Source organism: Microvirga zambiensis WSM3693 (assembly GCF_016735695.1).
Lineage (GTDB): Bacteria > Pseudomonadota > Alphaproteobacteria > Rhizobiales > Beijerinckiaceae > Microvirga > Microvirga zambiensis.
This window is the reverse complement of sequence record NZ_JAERQD010000004.1, coordinates 163,499-178,500: the sequence shown is the minus strand read 5'-3', so window position 1 is coordinate 178,500 and position 15,002 is coordinate 163,499. Positions and strand designations below refer to the sequence as shown.

18 protein-coding genes and 1 pseudogene are annotated in these 15,002 nt (G+C 60.7%); 13 read left to right on the top strand and 6 right to left on the bottom strand.

Going from position 1 to position 15,002, the window contains the following annotated elements:
• The first annotated feature begins 112 nt into the window (after positions 1–112).
• Entirely contained in the window at positions 113–385 is a 273-nt protein-coding gene (locus JKL46_RS05515; RefSeq protein ID WP_210381262.1) for a helix-turn-helix domain-containing protein, read from the top strand.
• Here the strand turns inward: JKL46_RS05515 and JKL46_RS05510 are convergent.
• Positions 382–1,149 (bottom strand): annotated as a pseudogene (locus tag JKL46_RS05510) (IS5 family transposase). The gene JKL46_RS05515 and the pseudogene JKL46_RS05510 sit on opposite strands and share 4 nt — an antisense overlap.
• A gap of 543 nt (positions 1,150–1,692) precedes the next feature.
• Between JKL46_RS05510 and JKL46_RS05505 the strand changes: the two are divergent.
• From JKL46_RS05505 to JKL46_RS05495, 3 genes are all read left to right on the top strand, one after another.
• Positions 1,693–2,325, top strand: a complete 633-nt coding sequence (locus JKL46_RS05505; protein ID WP_201830580.1) for a hypothetical protein — start codon at positions 1,693–1,695, stop codon at positions 2,323–2,325.
• Positions 2,326–2,340: 15 nt separating this feature from the next.
• On the top strand, positions 2,341–2,982 hold the full coding sequence (locus JKL46_RS05500) for a hypothetical protein (protein ID WP_210381260.1): 642 nt from the start codon (positions 2,341–2,343) through the stop codon (positions 2,980–2,982).
• 527 nt (positions 2,983–3,509) lie between these two features.
• Complete coding sequence (locus tag JKL46_RS05495; protein ID WP_201830578.1) at positions 3,510–4,457, top strand: NAD(P)/FAD-dependent oxidoreductase; 948 nt, start codon at positions 3,510–3,512, stop codon at positions 4,455–4,457.
• A gap of 8 nt (positions 4,458–4,465) precedes the next feature.
• On the opposite strand, the gene JKL46_RS05490 is transcribed toward JKL46_RS05495, so the two are convergent.
• Positions 4,466–5,485, bottom strand: coding sequence for an alpha/beta hydrolase (locus JKL46_RS05490; protein ID WP_201830576.1), 1,020 nt, complete (start codon positions 5,483–5,485; stop codon positions 4,466–4,468).
• A 275-nt stretch (positions 5,486–5,760) separates the two neighbouring features.
• Between JKL46_RS05490 and JKL46_RS05485 the strand changes: the two genes are divergently transcribed.
• Both JKL46_RS05485 and JKL46_RS05480 read left to right on the top strand, forming a co-directional pair.
• On the top strand, positions 5,761–7,092 hold the full coding sequence (locus JKL46_RS05485; RefSeq protein WP_201830574.1) for a solute carrier family 23 protein: 1,332 nt from the start codon (positions 5,761–5,763) through the stop codon (positions 7,090–7,092).
• Between the two features lie 123 nt (positions 7,093–7,215).
• Positions 7,216–8,076, top strand: coding sequence for an SDR family oxidoreductase (locus tag JKL46_RS05480; RefSeq protein WP_201830573.1), 861 nt, complete (start codon positions 7,216–7,218; stop codon positions 8,074–8,076).
• 51 nt (positions 8,077–8,127) lie between these two features.
• On the opposite strand, the gene JKL46_RS05475 is transcribed toward JKL46_RS05480, so the two are convergent.
• Positions 8,128–8,334 (bottom strand): hypothetical protein, encoded by a 207-nt coding sequence (locus tag JKL46_RS05475; protein ID WP_201830572.1) that lies wholly within the window; start codon positions 8,332–8,334, stop codon positions 8,128–8,130.
• 188 nt (positions 8,335–8,522) lie between these two features.
• Between JKL46_RS05475 and JKL46_RS05470 the strand changes: the two genes are divergently transcribed.
• On the top strand, positions 8,523–8,696 hold the full coding sequence (locus tag JKL46_RS05470; protein WP_009494036.1) for a DUF1328 domain-containing protein: 174 nt from the start codon (positions 8,523–8,525) through the stop codon (positions 8,694–8,696).
• Positions 8,697–8,788: 92 nt separating this feature from the next.
• On the opposite strand, the gene JKL46_RS05465 is transcribed toward JKL46_RS05470, so the two are convergent.
• Both JKL46_RS05465 and JKL46_RS05460 read right to left on the bottom strand, forming a co-directional pair.
• Positions 8,789–9,334, bottom strand: coding sequence for a sigma-70 family RNA polymerase sigma factor (locus JKL46_RS05465; RefSeq protein WP_201830571.1), 546 nt, complete (start codon positions 9,332–9,334; stop codon positions 8,789–8,791).
• The gene (locus JKL46_RS05460; protein WP_201830570.1) at positions 9,331–9,555 is read right to left on the bottom strand and encodes a NepR family anti-sigma factor; all 225 of its coding nucleotides are present in this window, start codon (positions 9,553–9,555) and stop codon (positions 9,331–9,333) included. The genes JKL46_RS05465 and JKL46_RS05460 overlap by 4 nt, the downstream gene beginning before the upstream one ends.
• A gap of 182 nt (positions 9,556–9,737) precedes the next feature.
• On the opposite strand from JKL46_RS05460, the gene JKL46_RS05455 reads away from it, so the two are divergent.
• The 6 genes from JKL46_RS05455 to JKL46_RS05430 all read left to right on the top strand — a co-directional run bounded on the left by JKL46_RS05455 (position 9,738) and on the right by JKL46_RS05430 (position 14,415).
• A complete protein-coding gene (locus JKL46_RS05455; protein WP_201830569.1) occupies positions 9,738–10,544 on the top strand; it encodes a response regulator in 807 nt (268 codons plus the stop codon).
• 300 nt (positions 10,545–10,844) lie between these two features.
• Positions 10,845–11,360: a hypothetical protein gene (locus JKL46_RS05450; protein ID WP_201830567.1), complete on the top strand. Its 516-nt coding sequence runs from the start codon at positions 10,845–10,847 to the stop codon at positions 11,358–11,360.
• 355 nt (positions 11,361–11,715) lie between these two features.
• Entirely contained in the window at positions 11,716–12,417 is a 702-nt protein-coding gene (locus JKL46_RS05445; RefSeq protein ID WP_201830565.1) for a PRC-barrel domain-containing protein, read from the top strand.
• A 166-nt stretch (positions 12,418–12,583) separates the two neighbouring features.
• Complete coding sequence (locus JKL46_RS05440) at positions 12,584–12,820, top strand: hypothetical protein (RefSeq protein ID WP_201830563.1); 237 nt, start codon at positions 12,584–12,586, stop codon at positions 12,818–12,820.
• A 28-nt stretch (positions 12,821–12,848) separates the two neighbouring features.
• Positions 12,849–13,397 carry a hypothetical protein gene (locus tag JKL46_RS05435; RefSeq protein WP_201830562.1) on the top strand — a complete coding sequence of 183 codons (549 nt, stop codon included), beginning with the start codon at positions 12,849–12,851 and terminating at the stop codon, positions 13,395–13,397.
• Between the two features lie 121 nt (positions 13,398–13,518).
• Positions 13,519–14,415, top strand: coding sequence for a DMT family transporter (locus JKL46_RS05430; protein ID WP_343074020.1), 897 nt, complete (start codon positions 13,519–13,521; stop codon positions 14,413–14,415).
• 68 nt (positions 14,416–14,483) lie between these two features.
• On the opposite strand, the gene JKL46_RS05425 is transcribed toward JKL46_RS05430, so the two are convergent.
• Positions 14,484–14,678, bottom strand: coding sequence for a con-10 family general stress protein (locus JKL46_RS05425; RefSeq protein WP_201830560.1), 195 nt, complete (start codon positions 14,676–14,678; stop codon positions 14,484–14,486).
• Positions 14,679–15,002: the final 324 nt, after the last annotated feature.

Sequence of the window (15,002 nt, the reverse complement as noted above, 5' to 3'; positions counted from 1 at the left end):
GCAAAACTAACGAACTTTGCAGTTTTAGAGATGCAGGGCATCGTTTACCTCCGACGATTATGATTCTTAAAGTATCAAAAAATGCGTAATAATTCAACACTTTGGGTGCCATTTGATACTTAAAGGATCGAAAAAGTTTACGAGTGAGCATTTGCGCGCTGCCCGTGGTCTGCTGCGCTGGGATCAAGCTGATCTCGCTACAGCCTCTGGCGTGTCGCTGCCCACTATCAAGCGCCTCGAGAAGAAAGCTGGTCCGCTCACGGCCCACGGACCCACACTCCAGGCGCTTTCGCGGGCCTTAGACGAGGCTGGCATCGAAATTATTTATGAGAGCAGTGAAGGAGGGATCGGTGTTCGCTTCCGCAATCCTACTACGGCCTGTTAGGTCTTGAGCCAGTCGATTGCTGCGGCGAGGCAAAGCACGCCGACGAAGGATGAGGCGGTCTTCTCGTAGCGAGTTGCAACGGCGCGCCACTCTTTGAGCCTGGCCCAGAGCCGCTCCACGACATTGCGGTTAGTATAGATCCAGTCCGGACAGGCGACCGGCGCCTCATTGGACTTGGCCGGGATCGCCGGCCTCGCACCGATGCTCCAGATGTGCTCGCGGAAGCTGTGACTGGAATAGCCGCGATCCGCCACGACCCAGCTCGGCACGTCCGGCAGGCTGTCGAGCAGCGGAATGGCGTCTGGCGCTCGTGCGCCTGCCCCGGTGCAAGCCGAAACGCGATGGCGCGTCCGAGACCGTCGGCGATCACGCAAGCCTTGGTGCCATAGCCGCCACGAGAGCGACCAAGTGCTTCACGATCGTCTCGTTGAGCTTGAGAGCCCCTTTTCGACGCGCTCCTGCCGCCTTCTGATGCGCCCGCACGCTTATGCCGTCCAGGAAGTTCATCCCAAGCTGAATGCCGCGCTCCTGCACCAGATGGAGCAGACGCTTCCCAGACACCCAGGCGAGCCCAGCGGATGAAGGTCTGAGCGGCCCGCCACCAGGGCCCCAGGTCAGCCGGCACAGAGCGCCACTTCGCGCCGTTCTCATGCCGCCAGAGGATGGCATCCAGAGTCCGACGCAGATCCTGCGGGGGGCTTGCCCTTCGGACGGCACTGCTCCACCAGCGGCTCCAGCATCGCCCATTGTGCATCCGTCAGCATGGCTCCTCCTCAAGTCAGGACAAGCAAAACGCCTCCAGGCGCAATGAGTTCAAGCCCTAAAAGGCCTAGTCCCCACGCTTCCGGCTCGCGCCCAGTGTGATCATCGGAGGGACTAGAGAGCTGAGTAGCTTCTCCGACCGGCGAGCAGCAACGGTGTAGTAATTATTGGTTCGACAGCCGGAGGCAAAACCGGTGCTCGAATGCGCACGATCCGTATAAAGAACTCCTCTAGGTTGAAGAGGGGAGCGGGTGTAGGTCCGATCCTCCTTACAAACATCTAAGGTCTCTCGACGAATTCCTGATCATTTCCTCAAGGCATTTTCACGGTAACTCAATAAGTTAGCCAGGTTGTCCCAAGTTAGTTTTGGTTCAACCACATGAGCCCAGGAACTACCAGTTTGTTTATTCCATTCTTGCTGCAGGACGTTATCCGGGGACTGAGCTTCTGAGGGTCGCGCTACGGCGCTTGGGCCCAGGCTCACGCCTAACGATGAGAAACCTCCTCGGTTTCTCACAGTCACAACAATGACAAGGGAGATTTTTATGTCGCAAGAACTTGGGGGAAATAAGCCCATAAAGGGTCATGAGGATCCACGTATTAAGCGCCCACCGCCTACAGCAGACGATTCTGCTTGGACAGCGAATGCTTCCATCGTCGATCCCCGCGACCTCGGCCCGCTCTTTGCCGACCGCGCGCGCCTGCTTGGCGAAGATGAAGCAATCTATAACGAATTACTGTCAAAAGTCGTTGCCGCGCTTATGCCACGCGATATCATCGAGGCAATTTGGGTCAAAGAGTTTGTGGACCGCATCTATGATGGGCAGTTCTACCGACGTGTGCGGGTTGGCTTCCTGTCTGATACGCAAAATGAAGCCGTCCAGCGCCTGCTTCAGCTTGATAGCAGCGTTATCGCTCGATGGGTGGCTGGTGATAAGGCAGCACGGGCTTCGGTCGAAAAAGCTCTCAAGGACCGGGGCCTTGACTGGGATACTATCCGAGGCAGAGCTCTGTCGAACAAGCTGGATAAACTTGAACAGCTTGATGACCTCATTGGGGGCGCCGACGCACGTCGCGACAAGGCATTGCACAACTTGGAGCGCCGAAGGGAAAGCGGTGCGCGGCCGCATCCTCCGATTATCGAGGGTATCCGAGCAGACTATCCGGTGCCGCGGTAACAATAGGGGGCAATGATGGGCTCATCCAAGAGAGCGTCGGCTAACCGCACTAATGCCCAACGTAGCACCGGCCCTCGCACCGCCGAAGGCAAGACGCAGTCGCGCCTGAATGCTTTTAAGCATGGTCTGGCAATCCCGGCTTTGACACTACCGGAACTGGCGCGTGACATCACCGCGCTCGCTGAGAAAATGGCCGGCGCTACAGCCGACAATCCCTCCGTCCTTCAGGCGGCCATGCATCTCGTGGCAGCGGCGGTCGATGTCGACCGAATTCGCGGGGCGCGCCGTGAACTACTAAAGCAAATGCTATCGAATCCAGAGTTTCATGATCCTCCATGTGAGATGGAACCAATGCCCGAACGACCGGACCGCATTAGGTTCACCATGGCAATGCGTGTCGAGGCGTATCGCGCAGGAACCCGGGCCGTGCAGCGAGAGGTTGAACTCGCGCAAATTGCAGCGCAATCGGCGTATGAGAGTGAAGTTGAGCGCGTCAAGTTGCGTCGGGCCAACGCGAAATACGAGGCTAAACAGCGCGCAGTCCAATGGGAACAGCTTGCGCGGTTTGAGCGCTATGAGCGCCGCGCTGTATCGCGGCGTAATTCAGCCATTCGCGCCTTTGATGAAGCAAAAGCCTTAGCACGAAATAATCCATGATGGTGAGCTTTACTCCGAGAATGCAGACAAGGCCATGCCGAAAGCGGGCAACGAGTCGCTATGGGACCGTTACCATGTCCATGATCGGAGGTGGCAATGTGACGGCCAAGGTCCTGTGACTTGGGCAGTAGTAAGCGACGAGGTTGCGCCAGCCTGTGGGAGGAGCCGAGTTACCTGACCAAAGGCTTATGTTGCCAGGATAGCTCTTGAACTCTAAGCGCAGGCGTGCGCCCCGTAAGCCGTAACGTCCGAACTAAGGCGCCATTCTAGCTAAGATACATTTGGCATCGGTAGTTAGTCGGCTAAATAAAACTACGATAGCTCAGGTTTCCAATCGAACACCGTCTCCTATCAGCAGACAGATTGACTTTGGCAGAACGAACCCAAGTACCTATCAGCGCAGCGCGTTAAACTCCTGAGCAGGCACGTTGGTTCATCGCCATTGTTATTGCCTTAGAAGGCAATGACGATCTTTTCCCGCTCTCGCGTGTTTTGCCTCCTGACGCGGAATAGGGGACCAAAGCGGAATGGGATCGAACGGGGATATCTTGGATTGCCTGATCGTCGGCGGCGGGCCGGCGGGGCTGACGACGGGGCTGTATCTGGCCCGGTTCAAGCGCCGTTTCGCGGTGATCGACAGCGGCACGCCGCGGGCGGCCTGGATTCCGACGAGCCATAACATCCCAGTCTTCGCCGAGGGCATTTCCGGGGAGGAGATCCTGCTCCGGACCCGCACCAATCTCGAGCAATACGGCGCCGTGGTCCAGGCCGGGCGGGTCACCGGGCTCAAGAAGCAGCCGGACCGCTTCATCGCGGTGGTAGAAGACAAGGATGGCGGCATGGAGCAGATCGCGGCCCGGCGCGTGGTGCTGGCCACCGGCTCAGTCGATATCGAGCCCGACCTGCCCGACATGCCCAACGCCGTCCAGCGCGGGCTCGTGCGCTATTGCCCGATCTGCGACGGCTATGAATCCCGCGACCGCAAGATCGCCGTCATCGGCTACGGCGCCCACGGCATTGGCGAGGCGGTCTTCATCGCGCGCACCTATTCCCGCGACGTGACGCTGCTGACGCTCGGGCAGCCGCTCGAGCTGAATCCGGAGCAGCAGGCGAGGCTCGACGAGCACGACATCAAGATCGTCGAAAGCCCCGTGGAATCCCTCGAGATGGAGGATGACCGGATTTCCGCCGTGCATATGGGCGGCAAGGAGCACCGGTTCGACGTGCTCTATTCGGCGCTCGGCCTGAAATACCGCTCGGATCTCGCGATCTCGCTCGGCGCGAAGCATGACCCGTCCGGCGGGCTCATCGTCGACAGCCACTGCCAGACGAGCGTGAAGGGACTCTATGCCGCCGGCGACATCGTCCGCGGGCTCGACCAGATCGTCGTCGGCATGGGTCATGCCGCTTTGGCGGCGACCCATATCCACAACCATTGCGAATTGCCGACCGAGGACGAGCCCGACGGCGCCTGAGCCGGACCTTACGTCAGCGCCTTGGCGAGCAGCGGCAGGCTGACATCCATGCGGTAATCGACCGAGGAATGGTCGTCGTGGAATTCCTCGTAGGTGTGGGGAATGCCGGCATCCGTGAGCTTCCGGCGCAGGATGCGCGAGCCGTAGACCATGTTGTATTGGTCGATGTCGCCGCAATCGATGTAGAAGGCTTTCAGCTTGCGCAGATTGTCCTGGTATTCGGGCCGGTCGACCATGCGCAGCGGATCCCACTTGAGCCAGTTGGACCAGCGCTCGTCGATGATCTCGCAGGTGACGAGATCCACGGGGAGGCGAACGCCGTAGAACTGGCTCGTATCCGGATCGAAGCTCGCCGCCTGGGCGAGCAGCATCAGCACGTGCCAGTCCTTGTCCTTGGCCTTGGGGCCGGCCTCGAATTTACGCAGGAAAGCCTCGATGGACATGTTGTGGTCGACGAGGTGGCGCAAAGCCGCAGCGAATTCGCCGAGGTGGTACAGATATTCGAAGCCGACATCGCCCGAATGGGAGGCCGCCGCCGACCACACCGAGCCACCTTGCCGCAGGGCGTGGACCATGGCGCCGTAACCGCCCGAACTCTTGCCGAACACGCCCCGGCGCCCGTTGCCTCCGCAGCCGAAGCGCTCCTCGACGAAGGGCAGCATCTCGCGGATGAGGAAGGTCTCCCACGGCCCCATGGCCGCGCTGTCGACATATTGGTTGCCGCCCAGCCTGGTGAAGCAGTCCGGAAAGGCCACGACGACCGGCGGCATGGCGCCGGTGCCGATGAGGCGGTCGAGGCGCTCCGGCGCGTTCTCGCCGTAGTTCTTCCAGTTGGTGTGAGCGGGACCGCCGGCCGTATAGCCGACGAGGTCGACGAGGAGGGGGAGGCCTCGGCCGTCATGGCCTGCGGGGATATAGACGTCGACCCGGCGCCGGGAGGGATCGCCGAGAAAGTTGTCCTTCAGGCATTGGCTGTCGATCCAGAGGCGGTGCAGGGTGCCTTCCGGCACTTGGTAATCCTTGCGCATTTTCATCCTCATCCGTCGCGATCGGGAATGATGTGAGCCTCATCGGCGATCTTGTCCAGAATTCGACCCGTCTCGCCGGTTAATAAGCGTTTTCTCCGCCTAGCCATTTCGGCATTGCCGGGTCTAGGTTGCGGCCGAATTTGCGACCGCTAGAGCATCGGACCCAAAAGTGGACCCACTTTTGGGATCCAATCCGATGCTCGATCCATTGGCGGCGCATCGTTGAGTGCTGAAAACCGGGTCCACTTTTCCGCACGATGCGCTTGGGGGATTTTATGAGCGACGGTTACTTTCCACGGTGGAGCCTGAAGACCGAAGGCGTCATCATGCCGGACGAGCGGCTGCCGGCGGGCCAGATGGTGGTTCTCGGCCTGCAGCACGTGGTCGCCATGTTCGGCGCGACGGTGCTGGCGCCGATCCTGATGGGCTTCGATCCGAACGTCTCGATCCTGTTCTCAGGGTTGGCGACGCTGATCTTCTTCCTCGTGGTCGGCGGACGGGTGCCGAGCTATCTCGGCTCGAGCTTCGCCTTCATCGGGCCCGTCCTCGTCGCCACCGGCGCGAGCGTCGGCAGCCCGAACCCGAACATCGCCCTGGCGCTCGGTGGCATCATCGCGGCCGGCGCGCTCTATTTCCTCATCGGCGTCGTGGTGCAGATGGCCGGTCACCGCTGGATCGAGCGGCTGATGCCGCCCGTGGTCACCGGCGCCATCGTGGCCGCCATCGGCCTGGTACTGGCGCCGATCGCCATCAACAGCGCCTCCGGCGTGACGCCCGACAACGCGGCGGGAAGCAATTTCGCCCGCTGGATTGCGCTCGCGACCGTGGTGGCGGTGGGGCTCGTTGCGGTCTATGCGCCCGGAATGTGGCGCCGCCTGCCGGTGCTGATCGGCGGCGCCGCCGGCTACCTGCTGTACTATGTCTGCGCCAACCTCCTTGGCCTCGGCCAGCCCATCGACTTCACGAAGGTGGCTCAAGCGGCCTGGTTCGGCCTGCCGACCTTCCATAGTCCCGTCTTCGATGCGCGGGCGATCAGCCTGATCGCTCCCGTCGCCATCATCCTGGTGGCCGAGAATCTCGGACACATCAAGGCGATCGGCGCCATGACCGGACGCAACCTCGATCCCTATCTCGGGCGCGCCTTCATGGGCGACGGTCTCGCCACCATGCTCTCCGGCTCCGCCGGCGGCACGGGCATGACCACCTATGCCGAGAACATGGGCGTAATGGCTGTGACCCGCATCTATTCGACCCTGGTCTTCATCATCGCGGCGGGCTTCGCCCTGCTGCTCGGCCTGTCGCCGAAGTTCGGCGCCTTCATCGGCACCATTCCGGGCCCCGTGCTCGGAGGCCTCTCCATCGTGGTGTTCGGCCTCATCGCCGCGACCGCCGGCCGGATCTGGGTCGAGAACCGGGTCGACTTCTCGAACCCGCGCAATCTGATCACCGTCGCGGTGGCTCTCGTTCTAGGTGCCGGCAACTTCAAGCTGAACGTGGCCGGCTTCACCCTGGATGGCATCGGCACTGCAACCTTCGGCGCCATCATCCTCTATCACATCCTGCAGATGGCACCGGGCAGGGGCGAACCGGCGGGCATGTCGCACTAGCTGTTACACTTTCCAGGAACACGCTTTTCGAGCCCGCGTTGAGCCTCAACGCGGGTTTCGTTTTGCATCCGGTTTTCGCCACGATCCGAAACCCGTGCGTCTTTTCCGTCGAGGGATTTCCGCATGAGTTCCGAACAGAAACAGACCCTGCCGCCGCAAGAGCAGGATCATCAGCCCGGGCACGAGACGGAGATGCATCCGCGACCCGATTACGAGCCCCGCTATCCCGGCAGCGGGCGTCTCAAGGACAAGGTCGCGCTCATCACCGGCGGCGACAGCGGCATCGGACGGGCGACGGCCGTTCTGTTCGCCCGCGAAGGTGCCGATCTTGCGATCGTCTATCTGAACGAGACCGAGGACGCGCAGGAGACGAAGCGCCTGGTGGAACGGGAAGGGCGCTCGTGTCTGACGCTCGCCGGCAATGTTGGCGATCCCGCTTTCTGCGGCTCCGCCATCGATCAGGTCATCGAGCGATTCGGTCGGCTCGACGTGCTCGTCAACAATGCCGCCGAGCAGCATCCGAAAGACGAGATCGCAGAGATCACGCCGGAGCAGATCGAGAGCACATTCCGCACGAACATCTTCGGCTACTTCTACATGGCGCAGGCGGCGATGCCGCACCTGAAGAAGGGAGCGGCGATCATCAACACCACGTCTGTCACGGCCTATCGCGGCAGCTCGCATCTGCTCGATTACAGCGCGACGAAGGGCGCCATCGTGGCTTTCACGCGATCATTGGCGCAGAAGCTTGCAAGCGATGGCATCCGCGTGAACGGCGTAGCGCCGGGGCCGATCTGGACGCCCTTGATTCCATCGACCTTCTCCGCAGAGGAAGTGAAGCAGTTCGGTGCCAAAACGCCGATGAAGCGTCCGGGGCAGCCGAACGAGGTGGCGCCGGCCTATCTGTTTCTGGCCTGCGAGGATTCTTCCTATGTCACGGGCTCTGTGCTTCATCCGAACGGCGGCGAGGCGACGGAGGCCTGACATGAAAAAGGCGGCTCCTTCGAGCCGCCTATGTCGACCGATGCAGAGCGATCAGCGCCGACGACGAACGCGCACGGGGACGAGATTTTGCGAAGGTGCCGTTGCCGCGGCGAAGAAAAGCATGACGGCGGAAAGAGAGCCGGCGATCAGGAAAAGCACTTCGGCAATTTCAACGTGCGAAACCAATCCGGTAATCGCCGTGAGCGCGGTAAAAAAGGCAAAAATACAGAAGGCACGAAGAGCCACTGAACGAGTCATCGGTCATCTCTCCCAGGTGTTCTTGAAAACGTACGGCCAAGAGGCAGGTTCCATGCGACGAAAAGCCTGCGGGATTACTATTGAATGGGAGATGAACACTGCGCGATCAGGCGGAACCTTACAGTCGCGCTTGGCGTTGTTGCTGCATCGTCGACTTATCGTCGATTGTAAGTTAGCGAGGTAACACCATGCTCGGTTGGGCTGTCACTTTTCTGATTATCGCTCTCGTCGCAGCTCTTTTCGGCTTTGGCGGCATTGCCGGCACGGCCGTTGAGATCGCGAAGCTGATCTTCTTTGTTGCGATCGTCCTGTTCGCCATTTCCGCCGTCATCGGCCTGCTGCGCGGACGAAGCCCCATGTGATGCCGCTCAGGCATCCTGTCAAAAAGCGCCGCCCCCGCAAGGGCGGCGTTTTTCGTTGCGGTGATGACGAAAGGGCAGGTCGTTTTCGATGCTCAGCCCTGCAGCGCGGCCCGGGTCATGCTGTCGGGGCCGAGATCGTCGATATCTTCCACGTTCAGGAGAGAGGCGAGGCGGAATCGGGCGCGGTTGACGCGGCTCTTGATGGTGCCGACCGCACAGCCGCAGATATGAGCCGCCTCCTCGTAGGAAAATCCGGAAGCGCCGACAAGGAGCAGGGCTTCCCGCTGATCGGCCGGGAGCTTGGCGAGCGCGCTGCGGAAATCCTCGAAATCCAGATGCGAGCTCTGTTCCGGCTGGACCTTGAGGCGACCGGCATAGGACCCGTCCGGGTCTTCGACCTCGCGGCGGCGTTTCCGGTATTCGGAATGGAAGAGATTGCGCAGGATGGTGAAGAGCCAGGCATTCAGGTTCGTGCCCGGCTCGAACCGATGCAGATTGGCGAGAGCTCTCAAAAGGGTGTCCTGAACGAGATCGTCGGCCCGGTCGACCTGGCCGGAAAGCGATATGGCGAAGGCGCGAAGGCTCGGAACCGCCGCGAGAAGTGCCTCACGAAGCTCCGGCTCGGGCTCTGGGGTCATTGAGACCCTTCCTTTGCTCCGTTCTTCTTGTCGAGCTGGTCGAGGAGATCCCTGAAACGATCCGGCACAGGCTGCTGCATGAGTTCGTCGTACATCGCGCGAAGCTGGTCGCCGATGCGCTTCTGGCTGCCTGTGTCGAGTTTCGGATCGGTAGCAGGCGTGCTCCCGCGCGAGTTCTCGAGAACGACACGAGCCAGCTTGTTCCCCTTGTCGACCGTCATCTGTGTCCCCTTGCCATCCTGTCCTGGAAAAGAATGGCCAACCTTGGCAGTATCCATATATTGGTTTTCGAGCAATAACGCTGGCTGCAGCGCTCGGTTCCATCCATGGAACTTTTGCAGCTTTGCCGCGTTGAATGGACCGTCGGTACAACGAGCCAAAAGCACAGTTTAAGGGGAAGCGAATGTCGACAGCCCAGCTTGTCGTCCAGCATTTACCATATCTTCGCCGTTACGCCCGAGCCCTGACAGGCAGTCAGATGGCTGGTGACGCCTATGTGGCCGCCACCCTCGAGACGCTTGTGAGCGAGCCGGAGACCATCAGCCCTTCCGGTAACGTAAAGGTCGAGCTCTTCAAGGTCTTCACACGAATCTGGAACTCCCTGTCGGTCAATGGCCGCAGCGAGCAGATCCAGCGCGATCTCCCGGCGGAAGTCCGCCTAGGTCAGATCACGCCGCTGCCCCGCCAGGCGTTCCTCCTGTCCTGCCTCGAAGGCTTCGGGGAAGAGGAAGTCGGCCAGATCCTCGACGTCGACACGCGGACGGTCCGCGACCTCGTCGACGAGGCCGGCCGCGAGCTTGCGGCCGACATGGCCACCGACATCCTCATCATCGAGGACGAGCCTCTGATCGCGATGGATCTCGAGGCGCTTGTCGAAGGCCTCGGCCACAACGTCACCGGCGTCGCCCGCACGAGGACGGAAGCCGTCAAGCTCGCATCCGCGAAGCAGCCCGGGCTGATCCTCGCCGATATCCAGCTGGCGGACGGCAGCTCGGGTCTCGATGCGGTCAACGATCTGCTGAAAGCCTTCGAGGTGCCGGTGATCTTCATCACGGCCTATCCCGAGCGCTTCCTGACCGGCGAGCGTCCGGAGCCGGCCTTCCTGATCGCGAAGCCCTTCCAGCCGGCGAATGTATCGGCTGTCATCAGCCAGGCGCTGTTCTTCCAGCAGAGCGCCCGGCGCCGCGAGGCCCGCGCCGCGACGGCCTGAGCCTTCAGCGAACGATAGCTTCAAGTAATCGCCCGGCCTCAAGGCCGGGCTTTTCTTTTTCGCGATGTATTGGGCACAAAAAAAGACGGGCTCATAAGCCCGTCTAAGGTGCCGGCCAATGCACAAGGGGAATGCGGGGAGGACCAGGAGGCCGGTGCTTTAAGAACGCCTCATCGAAAACAAATGTTCCAAGTTTCAATCCCCCTTTTTATTCGCCACTCCTACGGAAGGTATAGGAACATCAAACATAGGGTCGCGTTATTTTTCCGTATTGCTGAGGTGAGATAGCGGGAGAGAGGGATGTTCCGTACCCCTGTGGCTTTGGTGGGTCTTGCCGGGGTGTTCTTCGTTGCCGGAAGTTTCGCCCCTGATGTCTTTAGCGTGTCGCCCCTGGCCCAATCCGAAGGGTCACGACTCGCCATGGCCGCCCCGACGAAAGGGGACCGGGTCGCCGGGCCTGTATCGGTCGGAAGTCCCACGTCCGTCTCGATCGTCGAAGTGGTCGGGGTAACCGATGCGACCGTCATCCTACGCGACCGCGATGGCCAGGTTCTCTACAAGTCGGATCCTCGCGCGGGCGTCACCAGCTACGCACGAAATACCGATCTGCCGGTCCTGACGCTCAAGGAGGAGATGCGGGGGCCATCCTCTCAGCATCCGGTCAACCGCCGCGAGGGTAACGAGACGCCGCAACCGCAGAAGCAGAAGACGCGCAATCCGGTGGGCTGCATGGGCGATGTGAGTCCGCTCGTCAAAGCCAGCGCCAACAGGATGCCGAGCCTCTGCCTCGCCTCCCTCGACCAGTCGCTGTCGTAAAAGGCGACCTTCCCGGACAATCCCGCGATATCACGAAGGTGGTGCCTGTCCCGCTCGCCATCATGGAGCGGACATGGCACCGTCCGGCGATTTTCTTCGGTCGCGGAACCAATCGTCCTCAATAAATGTTGCTACTCTCGGCATGGATGATTGCCGCTCGTCAGATGATGGTCGGCAATCATACCTTTGCTGTCTATGAATATTAATAAGTATTCAGTTTTATATATAAAATATACTGACGAAAAATATGGCTTGATCGTGCTGATAATCGGAACGGTTATTGGTCGCCCGCGTTAGCAACACAGCGCATGTTCGCGCGTAACGCGATTTAGTGTATTTTTCGGGAGAATAAGCAATGCTGAAGAAGCATATGGCAGCCTGCCTCGTCGTGACGGCTTTTGCTGCTGCGCCCGCCTTCGCTCAGACCGCCGCCACCCCGTCGAGCCCGACGGATCGCCCCGCTGCTTCCGGGGCGACCTCAACCACGACAGGGGCGCCTGCGATGACGCCCGGCACGTCCACGATGAGTCAGAGCAGCGCGGCCTCCGGTCAGTTCATGACCAAGCTTGATACGAACCAGATCATGGCGTCCGATCTGATCGGCACGAAGGTGGTCAGCGCCAACAACGAATCGATCGGCGACATCAACGACGTGATTCTGGGCCGTGACGGCCAGGCCAAGGCGGCCGTGGTCGGCGTCGGCGGTTTCCTCGGGATCGGTGAGAAGGATGTGGCCGTTCCGTTCGGATCGCTCGAGTTCCTGAGCGCCCAACAGGCTCAGGCTGCCGACAGCGCCAACCGCAACGTTGCGACGACGGGCTCGACGGCGACCGGCAACACGACCGCGACCGGCAACACGACCGCGACCGGCACGGCACCGTCGACAGGTATGGCGACGACGAATACGGCTGCTAACGACCACAACAAGCCCGAGCGCGTCATGCTCCGCATGACGAAGGCCGAGCTTCAGGCGGCTCCGGCGTTCGATGAGGACGGGGACGCCAACAACACGACCACCGGCACGACCGGAACGACGCGACCCGCCACCCCGCAATAACGGGAGCATCGGTTCCTATCGATGTGGCGCCTGGGGTTTCCCCAGGCGCCTTTTTTCGTCGTCCATCCCGGGCGGATTCGGGTCAGGCGCTTCCGGACTTCTTGCCGCAGAAGGAACCACGGGGTGACGCATACGTTGCTGTTGCAAGAGCCATGCGGAGGGAACCATGACAGCCACAAACGAACTGGATGCCTTACTGTGTCATGAAGAACTGCCGGACGAGTTCTCCCGGCTCGCATCGAGCTCGCCCGCAAGGGATCGGCCGTCCGTCGCCTCTATGCTGAGCGGTATCATTCCCGTCTGCCATGACGACGAAGTCACATGCCCGCTGATGGTGCGGCGCCATCTCCTCGTTCCGGCCTTGCCCCATGTCGTCCCGACAGGGCCTGGGCTGCCCGTTTAAGTCAGAAAAATTCCGAGGCTGCCCGTTCATGCGTGAAGCGTTCCCCAAGCCGCTCCTAAGTGAGCGTGTAGCCGTATTGCTGCATCCGAGCATGGTTCCGGTCATCGACGTCTTCAGGTCCCTCAACAGCCTCGACGACCATTACGACCTCGCCCTTCTTGACGCGCCCGAACAGGCGCTGTCGCAATACACGACACCGGAGACGGCAAGAGCGATCGTCTCGGATATGCTTCTTCTCGCCTTCTCCCTGACCCGTCAGCGAGACCGGGCTTTTTCCCATCGCCCACTCGGATCCAGGCACAGCAGCTTGGACGAGTATTGCCTGCTGGCGCTGATCGGATCTTCCCGCAATCCCGTGTCGGACGTCGCCCTGGAGGCCGCGGCCGAACTGGACGTGGTGTCGCTCGATGCGATGGGGCCGCTTGCAGGAGACCTCGTTCGTCAGATCGACCTCGGCACCATCGTTTTCCAGCAACCGATCCTGTCGGATTTCAGAGCGATCATGAATCGCGGAATGCCCGAGGAGGTTCTGATTGAGCCCGCTTTGACCAAGGCGGAGTTCAATTTCAGGATTTGACATTTCCCATCTGTGCAAATGTCGCGCCGGCGGCTGGTCAACCCCTGTTCCTGCTGCCACCATGACATTCGTCTGAAATCAGCTCCCTCGAGGATCGCATGCCTGTCTGCAGGTGCTTGGAGTGAGCCGCATCGCGGCGTTTGCCCTGATGGCGCTGATCTGGGGCCTGACATGGCTGCCGATGAAGGTGGCGTCAGAAGCCACCCCGCCGATTTTTCTCGCCTCTGTGCGCTTTCTGCTTGCCGCCATCTGTTTCTATCTGTTGGGGCGGGCGCAAGGACTGCGCTTTCGCGCCGATCCGTTGAGCCGGATTATTGGCGCATCCTTGCTGATCACCACCGGTTGCTACAGCTTTCTGTTCTGGGGGGTGGCGAGGGCTCCGACCGGATTGTCCGCCATCGTGAATTTGGCCCTCCTGCCGATCTTTTTGGTGTTGGCAGGAGCGCTCCACGGACAGGAGCGGATCACCATGCGCCGGACCGGTGCGATAGGGCTCGGCATCCTCGGATTGGTGCTTTTGTTTTCCGGGCGCACCGGCGTTTCGCAGAACAGTACCATGGCGGCCCTGGGGCTCGCTGCCGTCGTGGTTGCGACGGCCTCCTATGCCTGGGGGTCGGTGATCAGCCGGCCTCTCACGCTGACCATGTCGCCGCTGGTGCTGGCATTCTGGCAGAGCCTGATCGGAGGGATTGCCCTCGTTCCGATCTCGCTTGCCATCGAGGGATATGATCCGGCCCATTTAAGGGCTCTGACCGATGGCAGAGTGGTCCTCGGTCTGAGCGTCCTCGTTCTGGGAGGTTCGCTCATCGCGTTCTCGATCTACCTGTCGCTGGTGCGGGATTGGGGCGCGTTTCGGGCTGGTCTTTATTCGTTCGTAAGCCCGATCATCGCGGTCGGTGTCGGCGTGGTCTATGCCGGAGAGCCTTTCGGCATTCCTGAGGCCGTTGGGATGGCGGTCATGCTGGCCGCAACGGCGCTCTCCCTGACGGAACCGCGGAAGGTCCAAATTCAGGCCTGACGGTTTCGGGAGATGGTGATCCACAAAGTTAAGGGGCCGTTCGACCCCTTAACTTTGCTCAGCAGCAATTATTCCTGATTGCCGCGGGTGCTGCCCGAGGCCTGGCCGCCCTTGCGGCCGGCTTCCGAGGCAAGTTCACGATCCTGTGAGAAGGACCGCTTCTCGGCAGGAACGCTTTTCCCGCCCTTGCTCGCAATTTCGCGCTGCCGGTCGGAATCCATCGACGCGAAGCCACGCTTCGAGGTCGAACCACCTGGCGTCATTTGTGCCTCCTTATCAATGGTGTTCGTGTTTCATCAACCGCAAGGGGATTCGATGGTTCCGGTTGGGAGCAGGGAACCTTTGCAAAAATTTTTCCGAAAATATTCAGCCCAAGTGAATTGTTACGCTTAAAGCCAGGCTCGATTGGGAATAAACGTGGCAATACTGTGTTCGTGGGAATAAAATTCAGGCATCGAGATACTTGATGCGACAATGTCGAGCGGCCGGATTTATTTGCGAACAACGCGACGCATACGGTGAGCCATCGATCTCTCAAAGCTGTCGGCGATGGTTCTGCCGTAATGAAAGCATCGCATCCGGATGGG

What these genes read in the sequence shown, in the direction of transcription:
- JKL46_RS05505 (WP_201830580.1), top strand. Translation starts at nt 1,693, where the DNA reads ATGTCGCAAGAACTTGGGGGAAATAAGCCCATAAAGGGTCATGAGGAT.
- JKL46_RS05500 (WP_210381260.1), top strand. Translation starts at nt 2,341, where the DNA reads ATGGGCTCATCCAAGAGAGCGTCGGCTAACCGCACTAATGCCCAACGT.
- JKL46_RS05495 (WP_201830578.1), top strand. Translation starts at nt 3,510, where the DNA reads ATGGGATCGAACGGGGATATCTTGGATTGCCTGATCGTCGGCGGCGGG.
- JKL46_RS05490 (WP_201830576.1), bottom strand. Translation starts at nt 5,485, where the DNA reads ATGCGCAAGGATTACCAAGTGCCGGAAGGCACCCTGCACCGCCTCTGG.
- JKL46_RS05485 (WP_201830574.1), top strand. Translation starts at nt 5,761, where the DNA reads ATGAGCGACGGTTACTTTCCACGGTGGAGCCTGAAGACCGAAGGCGTC.
- JKL46_RS05480 (WP_201830573.1), top strand. Translation starts at nt 7,216, where the DNA reads ATGAGTTCCGAACAGAAACAGACCCTGCCGCCGCAAGAGCAGGATCAT.
- JKL46_RS05475 (WP_201830572.1), bottom strand. Translation starts at nt 8,334, where the DNA reads ATGACTCGTTCAGTGGCTCTTCGTGCCTTCTGTATTTTTGCCTTTTTT.
- JKL46_RS05470 (WP_009494036.1), top strand. Translation starts at nt 8,523, where the DNA reads ATGCTCGGTTGGGCTGTCACTTTTCTGATTATCGCTCTCGTCGCAGCT.
- JKL46_RS05465 (WP_201830571.1), bottom strand. Translation starts at nt 9,334, where the DNA reads ATGACCCCAGAGCCCGAGCCGGAGCTTCGTGAGGCACTTCTCGCGGCG.
- JKL46_RS05460 (WP_201830570.1), bottom strand. Translation starts at nt 9,555, where the DNA reads ATGACGGTCGACAAGGGGAACAAGCTGGCTCGTGTCGTTCTCGAGAAC.
- JKL46_RS05455 (WP_201830569.1), top strand. Translation starts at nt 9,738, where the DNA reads ATGTCGACAGCCCAGCTTGTCGTCCAGCATTTACCATATCTTCGCCGT.
- JKL46_RS05450 (WP_201830567.1), top strand. Translation starts at nt 10,845, where the DNA reads ATGTTCCGTACCCCTGTGGCTTTGGTGGGTCTTGCCGGGGTGTTCTTC.
- JKL46_RS05445 (WP_201830565.1), top strand. Translation starts at nt 11,716, where the DNA reads ATGCTGAAGAAGCATATGGCAGCCTGCCTCGTCGTGACGGCTTTTGCT.
- JKL46_RS05440 (WP_201830563.1), top strand. Translation starts at nt 12,584, where the DNA reads ATGACAGCCACAAACGAACTGGATGCCTTACTGTGTCATGAAGAACTG.
- JKL46_RS05435 (WP_201830562.1), top strand. Translation starts at nt 12,849, where the DNA reads ATGCGTGAAGCGTTCCCCAAGCCGCTCCTAAGTGAGCGTGTAGCCGTA.
- JKL46_RS05425 (WP_201830560.1), bottom strand. Translation starts at nt 14,678, where the DNA reads ATGACGCCAGGTGGTTCGACCTCGAAGCGTGGCTTCGCGTCGATGGAT.